The organism is Immundisolibacter sp. (assembly GCF_050250495.1).
In the GTDB taxonomy this organism is placed as follows: domain Bacteria; phylum Pseudomonadota; class Gammaproteobacteria; order Immundisolibacterales; family Immundisolibacteraceae; genus Immundisolibacter.
Map to the genome: position 1 here is coordinate 1 of NZ_JBFWOM010000005.1, position 19761 is coordinate 19761.

At 69.8% G+C, this 19761-nt stretch carries 21 protein-coding genes; 15 read left to right on the forward strand and 6 right to left on the reverse strand.

Annotated elements, in window-relative coordinates; translation table 11 throughout:
- From AB7F93_RS05180 to AB7F93_RS05195, 4 genes are all read right to left on the reverse strand, one after another.
- A partial coding sequence (locus AB7F93_RS05180) for an HAD family hydrolase (protein ID WP_428301821.1) occupies positions 1 to 683 on the reverse strand: 683 nt, incomplete at its 3' end.
- Positions 684 to 869: 186 nt separating this feature from the next.
- Complete coding sequence (locus tag AB7F93_RS05185) at positions 870 to 1808, reverse strand: AEC family transporter (protein WP_428301822.1); 939 nt, start codon at positions 1806 to 1808, stop codon at positions 870 to 872.
- Between the two features lie 64 nt (positions 1809 to 1872).
- Complete coding sequence (locus tag AB7F93_RS05190; RefSeq protein WP_428301823.1) at positions 1873 to 2475, reverse strand: glutathione S-transferase family protein; 603 nt, start codon at positions 2473 to 2475, stop codon at positions 1873 to 1875.
- Positions 2476 to 2496: 21 nt separating this feature from the next.
- Positions 2497 to 3144, reverse strand: a complete 648-nt coding sequence (locus AB7F93_RS05195; protein WP_428301824.1) for a class II aldolase/adducin family protein — start codon at positions 3142 to 3144, stop codon at positions 2497 to 2499.
- A 113-nt stretch (positions 3145 to 3257) separates the two neighbouring features.
- On the opposite strand from AB7F93_RS05195, the gene AB7F93_RS05200 reads away from it, so the two are divergent.
- The 4 genes from AB7F93_RS05200 to AB7F93_RS05215 all read left to right on the forward strand — a co-directional run bounded on the left by AB7F93_RS05200 (position 3258) and on the right by AB7F93_RS05215 (position 7583).
- Positions 3258 to 3956, forward strand: a complete 699-nt coding sequence (locus tag AB7F93_RS05200; RefSeq protein WP_428301825.1) for a glutathione S-transferase N-terminal domain-containing protein — start codon at positions 3258 to 3260, stop codon at positions 3954 to 3956.
- Between the two features lies 1 nt (position 3957).
- Complete coding sequence (locus AB7F93_RS05205) at positions 3958 to 4539, forward strand: VOC family protein (RefSeq protein WP_428301826.1); 582 nt, start codon at positions 3958 to 3960, stop codon at positions 4537 to 4539.
- A 114-nt stretch (positions 4540 to 4653) separates the two neighbouring features.
- Positions 4654 to 6693: an FAD-dependent oxidoreductase gene (locus AB7F93_RS05210; protein WP_428301827.1), complete on the forward strand. Its 2040-nt coding sequence runs from the start codon at positions 4654 to 4656 to the stop codon at positions 6691 to 6693.
- Between the two features lie 80 nt (positions 6694 to 6773).
- On the forward strand, positions 6774 to 7583 hold the full coding sequence (locus tag AB7F93_RS05215) for an enoyl-CoA hydratase/isomerase family protein (protein ID WP_428301828.1): 810 nt from the start codon (positions 6774 to 6776) through the stop codon (positions 7581 to 7583).
- A gap of 146 nt (positions 7584 to 7729) precedes the next feature.
- On the opposite strand, the gene dksA is transcribed toward AB7F93_RS05215, so the two are convergent.
- Positions 7730 to 8155 carry an RNA polymerase-binding protein DksA gene (gene dksA, locus AB7F93_RS05220; protein WP_428301829.1) on the reverse strand — a complete coding sequence of 142 codons (426 nt, stop codon included), beginning with the start codon at positions 8153 to 8155 and terminating at the stop codon, positions 7730 to 7732.
- 227 nt (positions 8156 to 8382) lie between these two features.
- Between dksA and sdhC the strand changes: the two genes are divergently transcribed.
- The 6 genes from sdhC (at position 8383) to AB7F93_RS05250 (ending at position 13690) form a co-directional block, all read left to right on the forward strand.
- A complete protein-coding gene (sdhC, locus tag AB7F93_RS05225) occupies positions 8383 to 8769 on the forward strand; it encodes a succinate dehydrogenase, cytochrome b556 subunit (RefSeq protein ID WP_428301830.1) in 387 nt (128 codons plus the stop codon).
- The gene (sdhD, locus tag AB7F93_RS05230; protein ID WP_428301831.1) at positions 8769 to 9158 is read left to right on the forward strand and encodes a succinate dehydrogenase, hydrophobic membrane anchor protein; all 390 of its coding nucleotides are present in this window, start codon (positions 8769 to 8771) and stop codon (positions 9156 to 9158) included. Before sdhC ends, sdhD begins: the two co-directional genes overlap by 1 nt.
- 11 nt (positions 9159 to 9169) lie before the next feature.
- Positions 9170 to 10963 carry a succinate dehydrogenase flavoprotein subunit gene (gene sdhA, locus AB7F93_RS05235; RefSeq protein ID WP_428301832.1) on the forward strand — a complete coding sequence of 598 codons (1794 nt, stop codon included), beginning with the start codon at positions 9170 to 9172 and terminating at the stop codon, positions 10961 to 10963.
- 17 nt (positions 10964 to 10980) lie between these two features.
- Positions 10981 to 11757 (forward strand): succinate dehydrogenase iron-sulfur subunit, encoded by a 777-nt coding sequence (locus tag AB7F93_RS05240; protein WP_428301833.1) that lies wholly within the window; start codon positions 10981 to 10983, stop codon positions 11755 to 11757.
- Between the two features lie 117 nt (positions 11758 to 11874).
- Positions 11875 to 12972, forward strand: a complete 1098-nt coding sequence (zapE, locus tag AB7F93_RS05245; protein ID WP_428301834.1) for a cell division protein ZapE — start codon at positions 11875 to 11877, stop codon at positions 12970 to 12972.
- A 25-nt stretch (positions 12973 to 12997) separates the two neighbouring features.
- Entirely contained in the window at positions 12998 to 13690 is a 693-nt protein-coding gene (locus AB7F93_RS05250) for a class I SAM-dependent methyltransferase (protein WP_428301835.1), read from the forward strand.
- Positions 13691 to 13708: 18 nt separating this feature from the next.
- Here AB7F93_RS05250 and gluQRS read toward each other — a convergent pair whose 3' ends face one another.
- Positions 13709 to 14599, reverse strand: a complete 891-nt coding sequence (gluQRS, locus tag AB7F93_RS05255) for a tRNA glutamyl-Q(34) synthetase GluQRS (RefSeq protein WP_428301836.1) — start codon at positions 14597 to 14599, stop codon at positions 13709 to 13711.
- 88 nt (positions 14600 to 14687) lie between these two features.
- On the opposite strand from gluQRS, the gene AB7F93_RS05260 reads away from it, so the two are divergent.
- The 5 genes from AB7F93_RS05260 (at position 14688) to serS (ending at position 19678) form a co-directional block, all read left to right on the forward strand.
- Entirely contained in the window at positions 14688 to 15026 is a 339-nt protein-coding gene (locus AB7F93_RS05260; protein ID WP_428301837.1) for a P-II family nitrogen regulator, read from the forward strand.
- A gap of 29 nt (positions 15027 to 15055) precedes the next feature.
- Positions 15056 to 16339 carry an ammonium transporter gene (locus AB7F93_RS05265; RefSeq protein ID WP_428301838.1) on the forward strand — a complete coding sequence of 428 codons (1284 nt, stop codon included), beginning with the start codon at positions 15056 to 15058 and terminating at the stop codon, positions 16337 to 16339.
- 116 nt (positions 16340 to 16455) lie between these two features.
- Complete coding sequence (locus AB7F93_RS05270) at positions 16456 to 17466, forward strand: ketopantoate reductase family protein (RefSeq protein WP_428301839.1); 1011 nt, start codon at positions 16456 to 16458, stop codon at positions 17464 to 17466.
- A gap of 7 nt (positions 17467 to 17473) precedes the next feature.
- Positions 17474 to 18400: a hydroxyacid dehydrogenase gene (locus AB7F93_RS05275; protein ID WP_428301840.1), complete on the forward strand. Its 927-nt coding sequence runs from the start codon at positions 17474 to 17476 to the stop codon at positions 18398 to 18400.
- A 3-nt stretch (positions 18401 to 18403) separates the two neighbouring features.
- Positions 18404 to 19678 carry a serine--tRNA ligase gene (gene serS, locus AB7F93_RS05280; RefSeq protein ID WP_428301841.1) on the forward strand — a complete coding sequence of 425 codons (1275 nt, stop codon included), beginning with the start codon at positions 18404 to 18406 and terminating at the stop codon, positions 19676 to 19678.
- The last annotated feature ends 83 nt before the right edge of the window (positions 19679 to 19761 follow it).

A 19761-nucleotide genomic window follows, 5' to 3' on the forward strand; every position in this document is an offset into this window, starting at 1 on the left:
GTGTCCGCCACCAGCAGGCCGCCCACGGTGGCGACCACGCGCCGCTCGCTCGCCAGCAGGTGCTCGCGGTCGACAAGATCAATGATGCCGCGCACGTTGGGGAAGGCGTGATCCGGCCGCGCCGCGCGCAGGCGGTCTTCGGTCGCGTAGCCGTACAACGCCGCGCCGGCGATGACCTCGGCCGCGTGGGCGGCGTCGATATCGTGCGGCGTGTCGCCCACGTACAGCGTCTCGTCCGGTCGCACGCCCGAGTCGGCGACGATCTGCCGCAGCACCGGAATCTTGTCCGCCGCGCCACCGCCGATGTGGCGGAAAAAGTCCCGAAGACCGAGCCGCGTCAGCAATCCGTCCAGGATGTCCGTTGGCACGCTGGAGCAGATGCTCAGCGCCACGCCGCGCAAGCGGCACAGGTGCAGCAGCGCCGGCACGTCGGCGAACAGCTCGGACTGCGCCATCCGCGTCGCGAAGTGGGCAAAGAACACGGCGTCGATTTCGTCCCGCGGCCGGTCGCCGATGAAGCGGCGGTAGAAGCGCTCCACCGGCAGCGTGAACTCGCGCCGGTAAGTCGCCTCGTCCACCGGCGCGGCGCCGAAGTGCGCCAGCGTGTCGTTAGTGGCGGCGAGCGTCAGCGCGCGGTCGTCGGCCAGCGTGCCGGCCCAGTCGAGGATGAGGTGGCGGATCATGGCGGACGTGGTTAGGTGAATGCTGAAAAATTCCATCCGTGGAATTTTTCAGCTCGCTGCCACACGGTACACGCCCGCGTGGCGCTCCATGAATCAACGGCGCACGCCGTTGATTCATGCCGGAGCATCCTGCCCCGGCACGCAAGCGCTGAGTAAATCAGCGCCTGCGTGGTGAAAACCGCATTGTCACCCGCCCATCAGCAGGCCGCGATACAGCGGCGCGAGCACGAGATAGATGAGGATCGACGCGGTCAGCGCCGCGCCGTAGAGCTCGGTGTCGAGCCGGTAGCGGTGGCACAGGATGACGCCCACCGCCGGGCACGCCGACGCCATCGCCACACCCAGCACGGCGAGCGTCTCCCCGCGCACGCCGAACGCATAGGCGAACGCGATGCCGAGCGCCGGCCCCGCCACCTGGCGCACCAGCAGCGCCGGAATCGCCGCCCCGAGCCGCCGCATGGCGCCCAGGCGCAGCGACAGCCCGACCACGAACACCATCAGCGGAATGCCGGCGTCGCCGAGGTAGCGCAGCGTGGTGACGAGGCGATCCGGCACCGGCACGCCGAGCAGGTTCACGGCCAGCGCCACGAACACCGCCCACGCCGGCGGCAGGCGCAGGATTTCGCGCCCCAGCGACACCCGGTTGGCGCCGTCCGCGTGGCGCACGGCCACCGCGACGCCGACGGTCCAGATCAGCAGCGTGGTGGCGATGAGGTCGTAGGCAAACACGGTCGCCATGCCGCCGTGGCCGAACAGGCTCACCACCACCGGCAGCGCGATCGAGCCGTTGGCGAAGCCGGCCGCCAACAGCATGGCGCCGCGGCTTTGGGTGGACAGGCCAAGACGCGGGCCGGCGAGGCGATAGGCGAGCGTCGCCAGCGCAAGGCCGCCGAGGCTGCACACGTAGCCGGCGGCCGGGATCACCATCAGCTCCAGGCTGAGCGAGGCGCGCGACATGATGGCGAAGATCAGCGCCGGCCCCGTCACGTAGATCATCAGCATGTTCAGCGCCTGCGCCATGTGCGCGGCGTCCACGCCGCCCGGCGTGTGCCGGCGCCACAGCCATCCGGCGGCGAGCGCCACGAAAACGGGGATCAGGTCGAGATACACGTGCAAGTCTTCCAAAAACAAAACACCGCCGGCCGCGCCTCACGCAGCCGGCGGTGTGGTGACAAAAAAGCCGTGCCGGTCAGGACGGCTGCGGTTGCGTCGCCTGCATGGACGGCCGCTGGCTGAACTCGCCAAGCCACGCGGCGAGCGCCGGGTGCTCCTGGCGCCAGGCCACGTCCGGCAGACGGAAATCGAGGTACTCCAGCGCCACCGCGAACTCGATGTGCGCCAGCGTCACGGCGGTGCCGAGAGCCGAAACGTCCTGCGCCATCACGGCCAGGCCGCGCTCGATGGCGCGCCGCTGGCGGTCGGTCCACGGCGTCCAGCGCTTGTCCTCCGGGCGCAGCAGCTCCATGCGGGCGGTCACAGCCGCGTCAAGCACGCCGTCCGCCAGCGCCGCCCGGCGCAGCACGTCAAAACGCGCCGGCCCGTCCGGGATCAGGCGCGGCGTCGGCGAGAGCGTGTCGAGGTACTCGCAGATCACCCAGCTGTCGTACAGGCAGCGGCCGTCATCGAGCCGCAGCGCCGGCACCTTGCCGAGCGGATTGGCGCCGAGCAGCGCGGCCGGGTCTTCCATGGGGCTGACGATGACGTCCTCGACCCGGCCGGCGAGGCCCTTTTCGATGACCGTGACGCGCGCCTTGCGGGAGTACGGCGACGGCTTGGCGTAGATGAGCTGCATGGTGGTTCTCCTCGGGTGGGCTCAGTGCCGGTCTTGCTTTCCGTAGGTCTTGAACTGTTCCAGCACGCGCGCCATCTCGGCGGCGTCCAGCAGCACCGGCGTGCCGCTGGCAAGCGCCGCACAGTACTGCGCAGCGAGCGACTCGATCTCCTCGGCCAGCGCGAGCGCGTGCTTCAGATCCGCACCGGTCGTGATCAGGCCGTGGTTCGCCAGGAGACACGCGTGGCGGTCTTCCAGCGCCGCGAGCGCATTGGCCGACAGCTGCGCACTGCCGAAGGTGGCGTACTGCGCACACCGCACGCTGTCGCCGCCGGCGAGCGCGATCATGTAGTGAAACGCCGGCAGCTCGCGCCGCTGGCAGGAAAGCGCGCTGGCATACCGCGAGTGCGTGTGCACGATGGCGCCGACGTCCGGCCGGGCGGCGTAGATGTCGCAGTGAAACCGCCACTCGGACGAGGGCTTGAGCTGCCCCGGCGCCGCCACGCCGTGCGCGTCGAGCCGCACCAGATCCGCGGGTTTGAGATCGCCGTAGGCGATGCCGGTGGGTGTGATCAGAAAGCCGCCCGGCACGCGCGCGGAGAGGTTGCCGGACGTGCCGCGGTTCAGGCCCAGGCGCACGCTGTCGCAGGCAGTGTCGATCAGCAGTTGGCGAAGCGCGCTCTCGTCCAAGGGTGGACCGTGCGGGGGAAACGGGGACCAGCGTCCTGCCGGGCGGCCGGTATGGTACACGCGCGCCCCCGGCCTAGAATGACCAAACGCCCGTTCACGCGAGGAAGCCGGCAATGATCGAACTGCACATGTGGCCGACGCCGAACGCCCACAAGGTGACGCTGTTCCTGGAGGAAACCGGCCTGCCGTACCGCACCGTGGAGGTGAACATCGGCGCCGGGGATCAGTTCAAGCCCGCGTTCCTCGCCATCAGCCCCAACAACAAGATGCCGGCCATCGTGGACCCCGACGGCCCCGACGGGCGCCCGATCAGCGTGTTCGAGAGCGGCGCGATCCTGCTGTATCTGGCCGAGAAAACCGGCCGCTTCCTGCCGGCCGACGCGCGCGGCCGCTACGAGGTGCTGCAGTGGCTGATGTTCCAGATGGCGAGCGTCGGGCCCATGCTCGGCCAGGCGCATCACTTTCGCGACTACGCACCGGAAAAACTGCCCTACGCCATCGACCGCTACACCAACGAGTCGCGCCGCATCTACCGGGTGGTGGACACGCGTCTTAAGGACCGGGACTACGTGGCGGGCGAGTACTCGATCGCCGACATGGCCATCTACCCGTGGTTCCTGCACCACGAGCGCGAGGGCGTGGACATCGGCGAGCTGTCGCACGTGCGGCGCTGGATGGACGCCATCGGCGCCCGCCCGGCCACGCAGCGCGGCCTTGCCGTGATGGCCGAACGGCGACCGGCCAAGCCCGGCCCGCAGAGCGAGGCGCAGCGGCAGATCCTGTTCGGCAGCAAGCAGTACGAGCGGCACTGACATGCGGGCGCGCATCGCGGGCGTGCTGTTGCTGGCGTTTGCCGCCGGCACGAAGGCCGAAGTGCCCGGCCTGCGCGGGGTCGATCACGTGGGGCTTACGGTGCCGAACCTTGCCGAGGCCGAGGCATTCTTCGCCCGCGTGCTCGGCTGCAAGACGCTCGCCCGCAACGGGCCGCTAAGCGCCCCCGACGACTGGCTGACGCGCCATGTGGGCGTACACGCGCGGGCGCAAATCCGCGAGATGGTGTTCATGCGCTGCGGCAACGGCGCCAACCTCGAATTGTTCGAGTGGTCGGCGCCGGACCAGGACCGTCGCCAGCCACGCAACAGCGACTTCGCCGGTCACCACACGGCGTTTTACGTGGACGACATCCAGGCCGCCGCGGCGTGGCTGCGCAGCAACGGCGTCGAGACCTACGACGGACCGTTCACCACCCGCGACGGCGACTACGCGCGTCAGTGGGTGCTGTACCTGCGCACGCCGTGGGGCGCGCACCTGGAGCTGGTGTCCTACCCCGACGGCATGGGCTACGAGCGAAACGGCCCGGAGCGGTTGTGGGATCCGCGTGCGGCGAAGCCTTGAACCGGCTGTCGGGCTGATTGCGGGCGCCCCGTTCGGTGGCTGATCCCGCCGCCCGCCCATCGTTTTTCGCGCTGCGCTGGTCTTGACCAGCGTCTTCCAGGGAGAACTTCGTCAATGTCCGTCCCGTACCCGCGCCTGTTCGCGCCGCTTGATCTTGGCTTCACCACGCTCAAAAACCGCGTGCTGATGGGCTCCATGCACACGCTGCTGGAGGACATGCCGGACGGGTTTCGCAGGTCCGCGGCGTTTTTTGCCGAGCGCGCCCGCGCCGACGTGGCGCTGATGGTGACCGGCGGTTTCGCGCCGAACGACGAGGGCCGCCTGTCGGAAGGCAGCAGCGTGTTAGATCGCGCCGCGCAGGTGGCCGATCACCGCCTGGTGACGGACGCGGTACACGCCGAGGGCGGCAAGATCCTGCTGCAAATCCTGCACGCCGGACGCTACGCGCGGCACGGCGGGCTGGTGGCGCCCTCGGCGCTGCGGGCGTCGATCAACAAGCTCACGCCGCGCGCCATGACCGAGGCCGACATCGAGCGCACCGTGGACGACTACGCCCGCTGCGCCGCGCTGGCGCGCGAGGCGGGTTACGACGGCGTCGAGATCATGGGCTCCGAGGGTTACCTGCTGACGCAGTTCCTGGTGCCGCGCACCAACCAGCGGGACGACGGCTGGGGCGGCAGCCTCGAAAACCGCCAGCGCTTCGCGCTCGACGTGGTGCGCCGCACGCGGCAGCGGGTCGGCACGGACTTCATCCTCATGTACCGCCTCTCGGTGCTGGATCTCGTGCCGGACGGCGCCGACTGGGCGGAAATCGTGTCGACGGCAAAGGCATTGGAAACGGCCGGTGTGACGCTGTTCAACACCGGCGTCGGCTGGCACGAGGCGCGCGTGCCGACCATCGCCCACATGGTGCCGCGCGGCGCGTTTGCCTTTGCCGCGGCGCGGCTGCGCGGGGAGCTCGCGGTGCCGCTGGTGGCGAGCAACCGCATCAACAACCCGGCCCAGGCCGAAGACCTGCTGGCGTCCGGCGCGGCGGACATGGTGTCGCTGGCGCGGCCGTTTCTGGCCGACGCGCAGTTCGTGCGCAAGGCGCGCGAGGGGCGGGGCGACGAGATCAACACCTGCATTGCGTGCAATCAGGCGTGCCTCGACGTGATCTTCCGCGACCAGCTGTGCGGCTGCATGGTGAACCCGCGCGCCTGCCGCGAGACCGAGCCGCCACCCGCGCCGGTCGTGTCGCCGAAGCGCCTGGCCGTGGTGGGCGGCGGGCCGGCCGGGCTCGCGTGCGCGCTCGCCGCCGCCGAGCGCGGGCACCGCGTGAGCGTGTACGAGGCCGCGGATCGACTCGGCGGGCAGTTCAACCTCGCCAAGACCATCCCCGGCAAGGGCGATTACGCCGAAACCATCCGTTACTTCACCCGCCGGCTCGAACGGCTCGGCGTGCCGGTGCACCTGAACCACCACGCAGACGCGGCGGAACTCGTCGCCGGCGGATTCGACGCCGTCATCCTCGCCACCGGCGTGCGCCCACGCCGGCCAGCCATCCCAGGCATCGACCATCCGATGGTGATCGACTACGCCGAGCTGCTTACCGGTGTGCGCACCGCAGGCCAGCGCGTGGCCATCATCGGCGGCGGCGGCATCGGCCTTGATGTGGCCGAGTATCTGGCCCACGCCGAGCCGCACCAGGACCCGGCCCGGCCGGACATCGACGGGTTTCTCGCGATGTGGGGCGTCGACCGTCAGCTGCGTGCCCGCGGCGGGCTGCTGCCGCAGCCGGCCGAGGTGCCGGCCGCGCGCACGTTGACTCTATGCCAGCGCAGCGAGGGTCTGCCCGGCCGCGGCGTTGGCATGACCACGGTGTGGGCGCATCGGTTGTCGCTGCAAAAGCGCGGCGTCGAGCTGCTGACCGGCGCCCGGTACACGCGCATCGACGACGCCGGGCTGCATCTGACGGCGCAGGGCACGCCGCGCCTGCTGGCGGTGGACAACGTGGTGATCTGCGCCGGCCAGGAGCCGCAGCAGAACCTGCTCGCCGCGCTGCGCGCGGCGGGCGTGGGCACGCACCTGATCGGCGGTGCGCGCGCAGCCGGCGAACTCAACGCCGTGCGCGCCATCGCCGAGGGCACGCAGCTCGCCGCGACGCTGGCATAAACCCGCGGCGCAGCGCGTTTGGGCGGCCGCACCGCGCGCCGCTACAGTGGCCTGTCACAGTCCCCCGGCCGGAGCCTGCAATGCCTTACACCGCCCTCGATTTCGCGCTCGCCGACGGCATCGCCACGCTGACCCTGAACCGCCCCGCGGCGCGCAACGCACTCGACATGACGCTGCGCGCGGAGCTGGCCGACGTGCTGCGGGAGCTGACGGCCAGCACCGACGTTCGGGCGCTGATCCTCACCGGCGCCGGCGGGCATTTCTGCGCTGGCGGCGACCTGCGCGCCATGACCGAGGCGCGCCGCCCGGCGCCCGTCTCGCGCGGGCGGGTCAAGGCCATGCACCGCTGGCTGCGCGATCTTGTCGACCTCGAAATGCCGGTCATCGCGGCGGTGGACGGCTCGGCTTACGGCGCCGGGTTTTCGCTGGCACTCGCGGCGGATTTCATCCTCGCCACGCCGCGGGCGCGCTTTTGCGCGGTGTTCGGGCGCATTGGTCTGGTGCCGGACATGGGCATGTTTCACCTGCTGCCGCGCATCGTCGGGCTCGCCCGCGCCAAGGAGTTGATCTACTCGGCGCGCGTGCTGCCGGCGCCGGAGGCGCAGGCGATGGGCATCGTCTACGGCCAGCACGAATCGGACGCGCTGCTGCCGGCGGCGCGGGCGCTCGCCGGGCGCTTCGTGCACGCCTCGCGCGACGCGCTCGGCTTCGCCAAGAACATCCTGAACCAGGCCCAGCACCTCGACGCGCACGCGCTCGAAGACCTCGAATGCCACGCCCAGGCCGTGTGCATGAGCACCGACTACTACCAGGACGCCGCCCGCCGCACGCTGGCGCGCGAGCCGCTGGCGTTTGACTGGGAGCGGCTCACACCGGGCGGGGACGGTTGACCGTCCGGCCACGTGCCGCGATGACATTGCGGGCCGGGGAGGTGAAATTCGAAATATCGCGAGCCTGATGCGTTACGGCATCACGCAAGGCGTGGTCGCGCTGTGACGCGCCTGCCCCAGGTCACGCCGCCGTGGCGGCGTGCCGCTCAGCCCATCTGCCGTTCGCGGATCTCGGCCAGCGACTTGCAGTCGATGCACAGCGTGGCGGTCGGGCGGGCTTCGAGGCGCCGCAGGCCGATCTCGGCGCCGCAGGATTCGCAGTAGCCGTACTCGCCGGCGTCGATCTGGTCGAGCGTTTCCTCGATCTTGCGGATCAGCTTGCGCTCGCGGTCGCGCGTGCGCAGTTCGAGCGTCATCTCCGATTCCTGCGTGGCGCGGTCGGTCGGGTCCGGGTAGTTGACCGTCTCGTCCTGCATGCGGTGACGGGCGCGGTCCATCTCGGCGCCGAGTTCGTCGCGCCAGGCGTTCAGGATGTGCCGGAAGTGATTCTTCTGCGGCTCGCTCATGTACTCCTCGCCCTTCTTGGGTTTGTAGGGCGTGAAGCTCTTTTGCGGTGCGTCGCTGATCCCCATCTCGCGGGACTCCAGGTGCGCTGCAGGCCCGCGGGGCGGCAGCGGATTTTGAGGGCGGGCGATTCTAATGCATCGCTGCGCTGGCACCAACCGGGGGGCGGCTGCGGGGGCGGCCGTGCTAGACTCGCGCGCCTTTTTTCGGGCATGGCACGCCGTCTAATGACGTCCCGCGGCCGGTCCGTGACGCATCGCGCATGTCGAGCCTCACCAGCAAGGGAGCCTGCCCCATGGGCAAACCGCGGCCATTGTCGCCTCATCTCACCGTCTATCGGCCGCTGATCGGCAGCTACACGTCCATCCTGCACCGCGCCACGAGCGCCGCCCTGCTGGGTGGGCTTGGCTTTCTCGCCGCCTGGCTGGTGGCGATTGGCGAGGGCGGCGCACTGTTCGACGCGCTGTCTGCGCTGTGGGCGAGCCCGGTCGGCAAGGTCATGCTGTTCGGCTGGACGTTCTGCGCGTTCTTCTACGCCGCGCACTGGGTGCGCCACTTCGCCTGGGACATGGGCTACGGCTTCGAGCTGCCGACGGCACGTCTGACCGGGCGCCTGGCGCTGTTCGGCTCGGCGGCGGCGAGCGTGCTGGTGTGGCTGTACGTTGCGATGAGGGCCACCTGATGGCGCAGTTTCGTTCGGCGCGCTCGCTGGCGCGTGGTCACGGCGCGGCCGGGGCCGGCACCGGCGCGTTTCTCTGGGAGCGCCTCACCGCCGCGGCGCTGATCGTGCTCGGCGCCGCGCTGCTGGTGCAGCTGCTGTGCCTGTCGGCCGGCGGCGTGACGCTTGAGGAAGCCCGCGCCTGGCTCGCGGCGCCCGTCACCGGCGGCCTCACGCTGCTGTTTTTCGTGATCGCGATGGTCAACGCCTACCTGTGCAGCCGGGTGCTGATCGAGGACTACATCCACGTGCCGGCGCAGAGCCTGCTGGCGCTGATCGGGCTTGTGGTGCTCACGGTGGGCCTGGGCGCCACCGCGGTGGTGGCGGTGCTGCGCGTGATGTTCGGACAGTGAGTTTTGAGCGCATGAGCAGCGAGCAGCAGATTACCGATCACCGCTTCGACGTGGTGGTCGTTGGCGCCGGCGGCGCCGGCCTTCGCGCCACCTTCGGCATGGCGGCCGAGAACATGTCGGTGGCGTGCCTTTCCAAGGTGTTCCCGACCCGTTCGCACACCGTGGCGGCGCAGGGCGGCATCAACGCCGCGCTTGGCAACATGGTGGACGACGACTGGCGCGACCACTTCTACGACACGGTCAAGGGTTCCGACTGGCTGGGCGACCAGGACGCCATCCAGTACATGTGTCAGCAGGCCATCGCGGCGGTGATCGAGCTCGAAAACGCCGGCATGCCGTTCTCGCGCACCGAGGACGGCAAGATTTACCAGCGCCCGTTCGGTGGCCAGTACCAGGCGGACCACAAGACGCCGGCGCAGCGGACCTGCGCCGCCGCCGACCGCACCGGCCACGCCATGCTGCACACGCTGTACCAGCAGTCGCTGAAGCACAAGGCGCAGTTCTTCGTCGAGTTCTTTGCCGTCGATCTGATGACCGACGCCGACGGGCGCGTCATCGGCGTGGTCGCCTACGACATGGTCGAGGGCCGTCTGCACCGCTTCTTCGCCCGCGCCGTGGTGCTCGCCACCGGCGGCTACGGGCGGGCGTACCAGTCGTGCACCGCGGCGCACATCTGCACCGGTGACGGCATGGCGCTGGCGGCGCGCATCGGCGTGCCGCTGCAGGACATGGAGATGGTGCAGTTCCACCCGACCGGCATCTACCCGGCGGGTTGTCTGATCACCGAAGGCGCGCGCGGCGAGGGCGGGTACCTGACCAACTCGGCCGGCGAGCGCTTCATGGAGCGCTACGCGCCGAGCGCCAAGGATCTGGCGTCACGCGACGTCGTCTCGCGCGCCATGACGGTGGAAATCCTGGAGGGTCGCGGCTGCGGTCCGGACAAGGACCACATCATGCTGCACCTGGAGCATCTGGGCGCCGACACGCTGCACGAGCGCCTGCCGGGCATCTCCGAGACGGCGCGCATCTTTGCCAACGTGGACGTGACGCGCGAGCCGATCCCGGTGCTGCCGACCGTGCACTACAACATGGGCGGCATCCCGACCAACTACCACGGCGAAGTCATCAATCAGGACGCCAACGGCAACGACTTTGTGGTGCCGGGCCTGTTCGCGATCGGCGAGGCGGCCTGCGTGTCGGTGCACGGCGCCAATCGCCTGGGCGCCAACAGCCTGCTCGACATCATCGTGTTCGGCCGCGCCGCGGCGCTGCGCCTGAAGGACACGCTGCCGACGCTGCCGGAACCCAAGGCCACCGCGGAAGCCGGTCGCAGCGGCATCGAGCGCTTCGAGCGCATGCGCGGCGCGAAGGGTCGCCACTCGCCGGCCGACATTCGCGAGCGCATGCAGCGCACCATGCAGCAGCGCTGCGCGGTGTTCCGCAAGGAAGACACGCTGCAGGCGGGCGTGAAGGAAATCCGCGAGGCGGCCGCCATGCTGCCGCAGATCGGTCTTGCCGATCACGGCATGGTGTTCAACACGGATCTGGTCGAGGCGCTCGAACTCGAGAACCTGCTCACCGTATCGCTCGCCACCGTGGACTGCGCGGCCGAGCGCAAGGAATCGCGCGGTGCCCATGCCCGCGACGACTACCCCGAGCGCGACGACGCGAACTGGATGAAGCACTCGCTGGCCTGGGTGCCGGACGTGGTCAGCGGCCAGGTGCGCCTGGGCTACCGCGCCGTGACCGCCAGCACCCTGACCGACGAGGTCACCCCCATCCCGCCCATGAAGCGGGTGTATTGAGCGCTGAGGACCGACAGATGGCGGAAAAAGCCCGCGTCGAACGCGAGCAACTGACGGCGCAGCCGGGCACCACCCCGGCCGCCGGCAAGGTGGTGTTCGAGATCTACCGCTACGACCCCGAGTCCGACCAGCCGCCGCGTACCCAGAAGTACGAGGTGAACACCGGCGACTGCGGCCCGATGGTGCTGGACGCCCTGCTGCACATCAAGAATCGCCAGGACGGCAGCCTCACGTTCCGCCGCTCCTGCCGCGAGGGTGTGTGCGGCTCGTGCGCCATGAACATCGACGGCGTGAACACGCTCGCCTGCACCAAGGCGACGGCCGATTGCCGCAGCGCGAACATCCGCATCTTCCCGCTGCCGCACCAGGAGGTCATCAAGGACCTGGTGCCGGATCTCACGCACTTCTACGCCCAGTACGCGGCGCTCGAACCGTGGCTGAAGACCGAAACGCCGCCGCCGTCCGGCCGCGAACACCGCCAGTCGTACGAGGACCGCGCCCAGCTCGACGGCCACTACGAGTGCATCCTGTGCGCCTGCTGCTCGACGTCCTGCCCGTCGTACTGGTGGAACTCGGACCGCTTCTTCGGCCCGGCCAGCCTGCTGGCGGCGCACCGCTGGATCATCGACAGCCGCGACGAGGCGCAGGGCGAGCGGCTCGACCAGCTCGAAGACCCGTTCCGGCTTTACCGCTGCCACACCATCATGAACTGCACCAGCGCCTGCCCGAAGGGACTCAACCCCGCCAAGGCCATCGCCGACATCAAGAAGCGGCTGGCGCAGCGCCACCTTTGAATCGAGCACGACCCGTGCTTGATCTGCGGAGGCTGTCGCGGACCGGTGCCGCGACGAGCCGGGTTGAAAAAGGGCAGGAAAGCCCTTTTTCAACGGCCTGGTAAGCCGCGCTGCGTCATGCTGCAGGCGGTTCCGACCACGCCGCTGGCGCGCTATCGCTGGGAGACCACGCAGCCGGAGTTCGTGGCCGACCCGCGGCAGGAAGCCGCCGCCGCGCGGCTGGACACGCTCTGGCAGGCCATCAACCAGCCTCGCAAACGGGGCTGGCTTGCCCGCCTCGCCGGGCGCCCTGAAGCGCAGATCAAGGCCGGCGCCTACCTGTGGGGCGACGTCGGGCGCGGCAAGAGCTACCTGCTGGACCTGTTCTTCGACTGCCTGCCGGGCGAGCGCAAGCGGCGGCTTCACTTTCACGAATTCATGCGCGCCGTGCACGCGAAGCGCCGGGATCTCGGCGACATTCCGGACCCGCTGCCGCGCATCGCGGACGACTGGGCGGACCGGGCGCGCGTGCTGTGCTTCGACGAGTTCCAGGTGCACGACGTGGCCGACGCCATGCTGCTCGGCGGGCTGCTGAAGGCCCTGCTCGACCGCGGGGTGTTCGTGGTCGCGACCTCCAACCGCCGGCCGGATGATCTATACCTGCACGGCCTGCAGCGGGCACGCTTCCTGCCGACCATCGCGCTGCTGAAAGACCGCCTCGACGTCATCGAGCTCAACGGTCCCACCGACTACCGGCGCCGCGCGCTGCACGACGTGCGCCGGTATCTGACGCCGCTCGGTCCACAGGCAGACGACGGCATGGCGGCGGCGTTCCGGCATCTGGTGCCGGAGCACGAGAAAACCGGACCGCTCGACGTCAACGGCCGGGTGATCGCGGTCCGCCACCGCGGCAGCGACGTCGCCTGGTTCGACTTCGACGCCCTGTGCCGCACCGCCCGCAGCGCGCTCGACTACCTCGACATTGCCGAGCGCTTCCACACCGTGCTGCTGTCGGGCGTGCCGCGTCTTTCGGCCGACGAATACGACGTGGCGCACCGCTTCATGAACCTGATCGACGTCTTCTACGACCAGGGCGTGAACCTGGTCGTGTCGGCCGCCACGCCGCCGGATGCCCTGTATGCCGGCGAGCGCATGGGCTTCGAGTTCCAGCGCACCGTGAGCCGGCTGATCGAGATGCAGTCGGACGCCTGGCCGGGTGCACGGCGCTCGTCCTGACCCGCCCGTCGCGGTGCTCGCCGGTATGGGCGACAACCGCCCGGCTGCGCTCGCCGAGCGCCTCGCCCTGCCGCTGGTCGAGACCGAATCCGCCGCGCTGCTGCTCGCCTACGGCGCCGACGGTCTCGAACTGCGCGCCCCCGGCCGGCGCCTCACGCCGCTGCGGGTGGACTTCTCGAACATCGGCCAGCACGGCGGCGGCGAGCTGCTGCGCGCCGCGCGCGTCAAGGCGCGGCCGGCGCGTCTGCTCGATCTGACCGCCGGGCTCGCGACCGACGCGTTTCGCCTGGCGCGGGCGGGCTTCGAGGTGCTGGCCTGCGAGCGCGTGCCAGTGATCCACGCGCTGGTGGAGGACGCACTCGCCCGCGCGCCGGCCATTCCCGCGCCCGGCCGGCTCCAACTGCGCCTCGCCGACGCGCGCAGCGTGCTGGCCGATCCCGCGCTGCCCGCGCCCGACGTGATCTATCTCGACCCCATGTTCCCCGGCGAGGGCCGCACGGCGCTGCCGCGGCGCGAGCTGCAACTGCTGCGTGAGCTGACCGGCGACGATGACACCGGCGCGGGGCTGCTGGCGCTCGCCCGCGCCCGCGCCCGGCGGCGGGTGGTGGTCAAGCGGCCGCTGCACGCGCCGACGCTGGCGCCGGACACGAGCCTCGTGTTCAAGGGCCGCGCGGTGCGCTTTGACGTGTACCTGATCGCCGGCGAGTCGGTCGCCTGACAACCACGATGTCGCCCTTCACGCAGCGACCGCAAGGCGGCCGGCGAGTCTTGCCGCATCCCAACGCGGCGCGGCCCAGCCGAGCAACTCCGCGGGCGGCGCACCGCGCATGTCCTGCGCCGGCGGCATGCCCAGCGCCGTCAGAACCCGCTCCAGATTCCCGCTTGCCGCGCGTGGGTCGAGCCCCGCCGCCCCGGTCTGCTTGCCAAGCTTGAGACCCGCGCCGTCCACCAGCAGCGGCAGGTGCGCATGGTCGGGCCGCGGCAGGCCAAGACACTGCATCAGGTATAGCTGCCGCGGCGTGGACGCCAGCAGGTCCACGCCGCGCACTACCTGCGTCACGCCCTGAAAGGCGTCGTCCACCACCGTGGCGAGTTGATAGGCGATCAGGCCGTCGGCGCGCTTAAGGACGAAATCCCCCACCTCGCGGGCGAGGTTCTGGTGCTGATCGCCCTGCACGGCGTCGTGAAAGCCGATGTCCGCATCTGGCACGCGCACCCGCCAGGCGCGCGCCCCACGTCCGGGCGGAAGACCAGCGCGGCAGGTACCGGGGTAGACGGGGCCGTCCACCCCGGCGCGGGCGATCGCGGCCAGCTCGCGGCGCGTGCAGGCGCAGCCGTACAGGAGGCCGGCATCACGCAGCCGATCGAGCTCCGCCTGATACGCCTCGCGGCGGCGGCTTTGCCACAGCAGCTCGCCATCCCACAGCAGGCCGTGGGCTTCGAGGCTGCGCAGGATGGTGTCGGCGGCGCCCGGCACCACGCGCGGCGGGTCGAGGTCGTCGATGCGCAGCAGCCAGCGCCCGCCGAGATGTCGTGCAGCCAGATAACTGCCGACCGCCGCCAGCAGCGAACCGAGGTGCAATTCGCCGCTCGGCGAGGGCGCGAAGCGGCCGCAAGGGTGTGCCATTTCCGGGCGGTCCGGCGGTGCCTTTCGTGTACCTTATCGGCCCGGCGCGTGCCAGGCGCCGCGAGCCAGCCATCAGGGGAGACGGAACATGAAACTCATCACCGCGGTCATCAAGCCGCACAAGCTCGACGACGTGCGAGACGCGCTCGGCGAGTTGGGCATCACCGGCATGACGGTGACCGAAGTGCGCGGTTTCGGGCGCCAGAAGGGCCATACCGAGATCTACCGCGGCGCCGAGTACGTGGTCGATTTTATTGCCAAGATGCGGGTCGAGGTCGCGGTGCGCGACGAGGACGCCGAGCGCGTGGTGGAAGCCATTGCCAGCGCCGCCAACAGCGGCAAGATCGGCGACGGCAAGATTTTCGTGAGCCCCCTGGAGCAGGTGATACGCATCCGTACCGGGGAAACCGGACAGGACGCGCTTTGAGCCCGGTCTGAATCAAGAAAGGGGGAGCCATGAAAAGAACGTCCCTGTTCGGGGCGCTGCTGTGCCTGTCGCCCGCCGTGGGCGCCGAAACTGCCACCGCCAACGCCGCTGATACCGCCTGGCTGCTGACCGCCACCGCGCTGGTGCTGTTCATGACGCTGCCGGGCCTGGCGCTGTTCTACGCCGGCCTGGTGCGCAGCAAGAACGTGCTGTCTGTGTTGATGCAGTGCTTCGCCATCACGGCGCTGGTGTCGGTGCTGTGGCTGCTGTTCGGCTACAGCGGCGCGTTCGGGCAGGGCGGCGCCCTGCAGGCCTGGTACGGCGGCTTCGGCAAGCTCGGCCTCGCCGGCGTCGACCGCGCGGCAGTGAGCGGCAAGCTGCCGGAAACCGTGTTCGCCATGTTCCAGATGACGTTCGCCATCATCACCCCGGCGCTGGTGGTGGGCGGCTTCGCCGAGCGCATGAAGTTCTCGGCCATGCTGCTGTTCTCGGGCCTGTGGCTGGCGCTGGTGTACGTGCCCGTCTGCCACTGGGTGTGGGGCGGCGGCTGGCTGGCCGGCCTGGGACTGATGGACTACGCCGGCGGCACCGTGGTGCACGTGAACGCGGGCGTCGCGGCGCTGGTGGCGGCGCTGGTGCTGGGGCGCCGGCGCGGTTTTCCGGACACGCTGATCCTGCCGCACAACCTCACCATGACGGTGACCGGCGCCGGCATGCTGTGGGTGGGCTGGTACGGCTTCAATGCCGGCAGCGCGCTCGCCGCCGACGGCAACGCCGGCATGGCGATGCTGGTGACGCACACCGGTGCTGCCGCCGGCGCGCTGACCTGGATGACCATCGAGTGGCTGCGGCACGGCAAGCCGAGCGTGCTCGGCATCGTCACCGGCATGGTGGCGGGCCTGGGCACCATCACGCCGGCGAGCGGGTACGTTGGGCCGCTGGCGGCGCTCGCGATCGGCGTCGTGGCCGGCGGGGTGTGTTTCGTCGCCACGCAGTACATCAAGCGCACGCTGCGCATCGACGACAGCCTCGACGTGTTCCCGGTGCACGGCGTCGGCGGCGTCATCGGCACGCTGTCGGTGGGCGTGTTCGCGGCCGTGGAACTCGGCGGCACCGGCTTCAGCGCCGGCAGCATGGGGCGCCAGCTCGGCGTGCAGGCCATCGGCGTGCTGGCCACGATCGCGTGGAGCGGTGGGCTGAGCTACGTACTTTTGAAGCTGATCGACGCGGCAATCGGCCTGCGCGTGGATGCCGAGTCAGAGACCACCGGCCTCGACATCAGCCTGCACGAGGAGCGCGGCTACGACCTGTAGCCGCGCGTTGACTCGCCTGCATTGACTCAGGTGGGGGCGCGCCCGAACAATCGCGCCCCCGCCCTTCATCCCGTTCGCCCGCCGTGCGGCAGGCGGCTTTTCAAGGAGCTTCCAACATGCGCGTGTGCATTCTCGGTGCCGGTGGTCTCGGTTCAGTGATCGGCGGTTACCTGGCGCAGACCGGTGTCGACACCACCCTGATCGCCCGTCCGGCGCATGCCGATGCCATCACCCGGGACGGCCTGCGCATCGAGGGCGTGCGTGGCGAGCACCACGTTCACGACAACCTGAGCGCGGTCAGCAACCCGGCCGACGCCAAGGGCGAATTCGACTACATGATCCTGGCGACCAAGGCCAAGGACAGCGAGACGGCGCTGGCGTCGGCCGATTGCCTGAAGGGGCGCCTCAAGACGGTCTGCTCGGTGCAGAACAACATCGTCAAGGAAGGCATCCTGGCCGAGTGGATCGGCGATCCGGCCAAGGTGATGGGTGCCTCGGCCATCGAGGGCGGCACGCTGGAAGCCCCGGGCTTCGTCAAGAACCATGTCACCGTGCCGACCACGGCCTACTTTGGCGAACTCGACGGCACCGTGAGCCCGCGCGCACAGGCGCTGGCCGACGCCTTCAACAAGGCCGGCCTCGGCGCCAAGGCGGTGGACTGCATCCAGCAGGTGCTGTGGGAGAAGCTGGCGCAGATCTGCAACGCGTCGGCGTGGTCGGTGAGCACGCTCGCCGGCAACAACGAGCTGACCTTCGTGGACGGCATGACGCTGCCGGAGGGCGCTGCCCACTACGTGGCGATTTCGCGTGAGCTGCTGGCCGTCTACAGCGCGCTCGGCTACTCGCCGCAGAACTTCTACGCGCCGCTGTCGCGCCTGAAGGACGTCTACGAGTGCAAGTCCGACGAGGAGGCCGTGAAGCTGATGCTGGGCTTCGGCGAGCGCATGAAGGCACAGGGCTACTCCGGCCGCACCTCCATGCATGACGACGTGGTGCGCGGCAAGAAGACCGAGGTCGACTACATCGTGAAGCCGTTCGTGGACAAGGGCCGCGAGCTCGGCATTCCGGTGCCGACGGTGACGGCGGCGTACCGCATCATCAAGGTGCTGGACCACTACCTGGACTGAACACGGCATGAGCAGCAAGAAACGCGTCCTGGTGGCGGAAACCCTGGAGCAGGCCGGCATCGACCTGCTGCGCGAGCGCTTCGAAGTCGACGTGCGCGAGCGCACGGACGAGCAGACGCTCGCCAGCATCATCGGCGACTACGACGCGCTGATGATCAAGACCTACACGCGGGTGTCGAAACCCGTCATCGACAACGCCAAAAAGCTCAGGATCGTGGCCCGCGCCGGCAGCGGTCTCGACAAGGTGGACCTCGCCTACGCCAAGGAAGTGGGCCTCACGGTGCGCAACACGCCGCAGGCCAACGTGGTGTCGGTGGCGGAGCTGGTGTTCGGGCTGATGCTGGCGGTGTCGCGCAAGCTCGCCGCCGCTGACCGCTACGTGCGCTCGCAGGCCGGCTGGGACCGGGACCGCTTCACCGGGGTGGAGCTGGCCGGCAAGACGCTGGGCATCGTCGGCTTCGGCAACATCGGCAAGCTGGTGGCCAGGCGCGCGCTGGCGTTTGACATGCAGGTGGTCGGTTACGACCCGTTCGTGGACGCCGCCGGCATGGCCGAGCACGGCGTGCGCAAGGTGGAGACGGTGGACGACGTCATCGACGCGGCCGACTACATCACCGTGCACGTGCCGCTGCTGGATTCGACCCGCGGCCTGTTCAGCACCGCGCAGTTTGCGCGCATGAAGCGCAATGCCATCTTCATCAACACCGCCCGCGGCGAGGTGGTGGACGAGCCGGCACTGATCGCAGCGCTCAAGGCCGGCGAGATCGCCGGCGCCGGGCTCGACGTGTACGAGGCCGAGCCGCCGAACCATCCCGAGTTGCTGGCGCTCGACAACGTGGTGCTGTGCCCGCACATCGGCGCCGCCACGCGCGAGGCGCTGAACCGCATGACGGTGCAGGCGGCCGAGATGATCATCGACGCGCTCAAGGACTGACCGGTGCTCGACCCGCAACGGCTGCGCCGCGAGCCGGACCAGATCGCGGCGCGCCTGGCCGCGCGCGGCTTTGCGCTGGACCTGCCACGCCTGGCGGAACTCGAAGCCCGCCGCAAGGCGGTGCAGACCGAAACCGAACAATTGCAGGCCGAGCGCAACCGCGTGTCGAAGGCCGTCGGCGAGGCCAAGCGGCTGGGTCAGGATGCCGCCCCGCTGCTGGCGCAGATGACGGGCGTCGGCGAGCGCCTCGCGCAGCTCGAAGCCGATCTGAAATCCGTGCAGGACGCGCTCGACGCCTACTGCCTCGAAATCCCGAACCTGCCGCACGAGTCCGTGCCGCCTGGCAGGAGCGAAGACGACAACGTCGAGGTGCGCCGCTGGGGCGAGCCGCCCGCGTTCGACTTTGCGCCGCGCGATCACGTCGACCTCGGCGAGGCGCTCGGCGGGCTGGACTTCGAGACCGCGACCAGGATCGCCGGTGCGCGCTTCAGCCTGCTGCGCGGGCCGCTCGCCGCGCTGCAACGGGCGCTCACGCAGTTCATGCTGGACCTGCACACCCGCGAGCACGGCTACACCGAGGTGTATGTGCCGTACCTCGCGAACGCCGACAGCCTGCTCGGCACCGGCCAGTTGCCGAAGTTCGAGGAGGATCTGTTCGCCGCGAGCGACGACTACTACCTCATCCCCACCGCCGAAGTGCCGGTCACCAACATCGTGCGCGACCGCATCGTCGAGGCCGGCGAGCTGCCGCTGAAGCTGGTGGCGCATACGCCGTGTTTCCGGCGCGAGGCCGGCAGCTACGGCAAGGACACGCGCGGCATGATCCGCCAGCACCAGTTCGAGAAGGTCGAGCTGGTGCGCCTGGTGCCGCCGGACACGTCCTGGCAGGCGCACGAGGAGCTCACCGCCAACGCCGAGGCCGTGTTGCAAAAGCTCGGCCTGCCGTACCGGGTGATGGCGCTGTGCACCGGCGACATGGGCTTCGCGTCGGCCAAGACCTACGACCTCGAAGTCTGGCTGCCGGGCCAGGGCAAGTACCGGGAAATCTCCTCCTGCTCGAACTTCGGCGACTTCCAGGCGCGGCGCCTGAAAGCCCGCTGGCGCAACCCCGCCACCGGCAAGCCCGAACTGCTGCACACACTGAATGGATCGGGCCTGGCAGTCGGCCGCACGCTGGTGGCAGTGCTGGAGAACTACCAGCAGGCCGACGGCTCGATCGTGGTGCCGGACGTGCTGCGCCCGTATCTCGGCGGCCTAGAACGCATCACGCGCGCCTGATCGAACGCCAGCGGCGGGCCTGCCTTGCCGGCAACCCCCGCTTGGCGCAGCATCCCCCGGCCAGAAAGAACTGTGGGAGCGGC

Excerpts from the sequence above, each read along its gene's own strand:
- AB7F93_RS05190 (WP_428301823.1), bottom strand. The coding sequence starts at position 2,475 with ATGCAGCTCATCTACGCCAAGCCGTCGCCGTACTCCCGCAAGGCGCGC.
- AB7F93_RS05200 (WP_428301825.1), top strand. The coding sequence starts at position 3,258 with ATGATCGAACTGCACATGTGGCCGACGCCGAACGCCCACAAGGTGACG.
- AB7F93_RS05205 (WP_428301826.1), top strand. The coding sequence starts at position 3,958 with ATGCGGGCGCGCATCGCGGGCGTGCTGTTGCTGGCGTTTGCCGCCGGC.
- AB7F93_RS05210 (WP_428301827.1), top strand. The coding sequence starts at position 4,654 with ATGTCCGTCCCGTACCCGCGCCTGTTCGCGCCGCTTGATCTTGGCTTC.
- AB7F93_RS05215 (WP_428301828.1), top strand. The coding sequence starts at position 6,774 with ATGCCTTACACCGCCCTCGATTTCGCGCTCGCCGACGGCATCGCCACG.
- dksA (WP_428301829.1), bottom strand. The coding sequence starts at position 8,155 with ATGGGGATCAGCGACGCACCGCAAAAGAGCTTCACGCCCTACAAACCC.
- sdhC (WP_428301830.1), top strand. The coding sequence starts at position 8,383 with ATGGGCAAACCGCGGCCATTGTCGCCTCATCTCACCGTCTATCGGCCG.
- sdhD (WP_428301831.1), top strand. The coding sequence starts at position 8,769 with ATGGCGCAGTTTCGTTCGGCGCGCTCGCTGGCGCGTGGTCACGGCGCG.
- sdhA (WP_428301832.1), top strand. The coding sequence starts at position 9,170 with ATGAGCAGCGAGCAGCAGATTACCGATCACCGCTTCGACGTGGTGGTC.
- AB7F93_RS05240 (WP_428301833.1), top strand. The coding sequence starts at position 10,981 with ATGGCGGAAAAAGCCCGCGTCGAACGCGAGCAACTGACGGCGCAGCCG.
- zapE (WP_428301834.1), top strand. The coding sequence starts at position 11,875 with ATGCTGCAGGCGGTTCCGACCACGCCGCTGGCGCGCTATCGCTGGGAG.
- AB7F93_RS05250 (WP_428301835.1), top strand. The coding sequence starts at position 12,998 with ATGGGCGACAACCGCCCGGCTGCGCTCGCCGAGCGCCTCGCCCTGCCG.
- gluQRS (WP_428301836.1), bottom strand. The coding sequence starts at position 14,599 with ATGGCACACCCTTGCGGCCGCTTCGCGCCCTCGCCGAGCGGCGAATTG.
- AB7F93_RS05260 (WP_428301837.1), top strand. The coding sequence starts at position 14,688 with ATGAAACTCATCACCGCGGTCATCAAGCCGCACAAGCTCGACGACGTG.
- AB7F93_RS05265 (WP_428301838.1), top strand. The coding sequence starts at position 15,056 with ATGAAAAGAACGTCCCTGTTCGGGGCGCTGCTGTGCCTGTCGCCCGCC.
- AB7F93_RS05270 (WP_428301839.1), top strand. The coding sequence starts at position 16,456 with ATGCGCGTGTGCATTCTCGGTGCCGGTGGTCTCGGTTCAGTGATCGGC.
- AB7F93_RS05275 (WP_428301840.1), top strand. The coding sequence starts at position 17,474 with ATGAGCAGCAAGAAACGCGTCCTGGTGGCGGAAACCCTGGAGCAGGCC.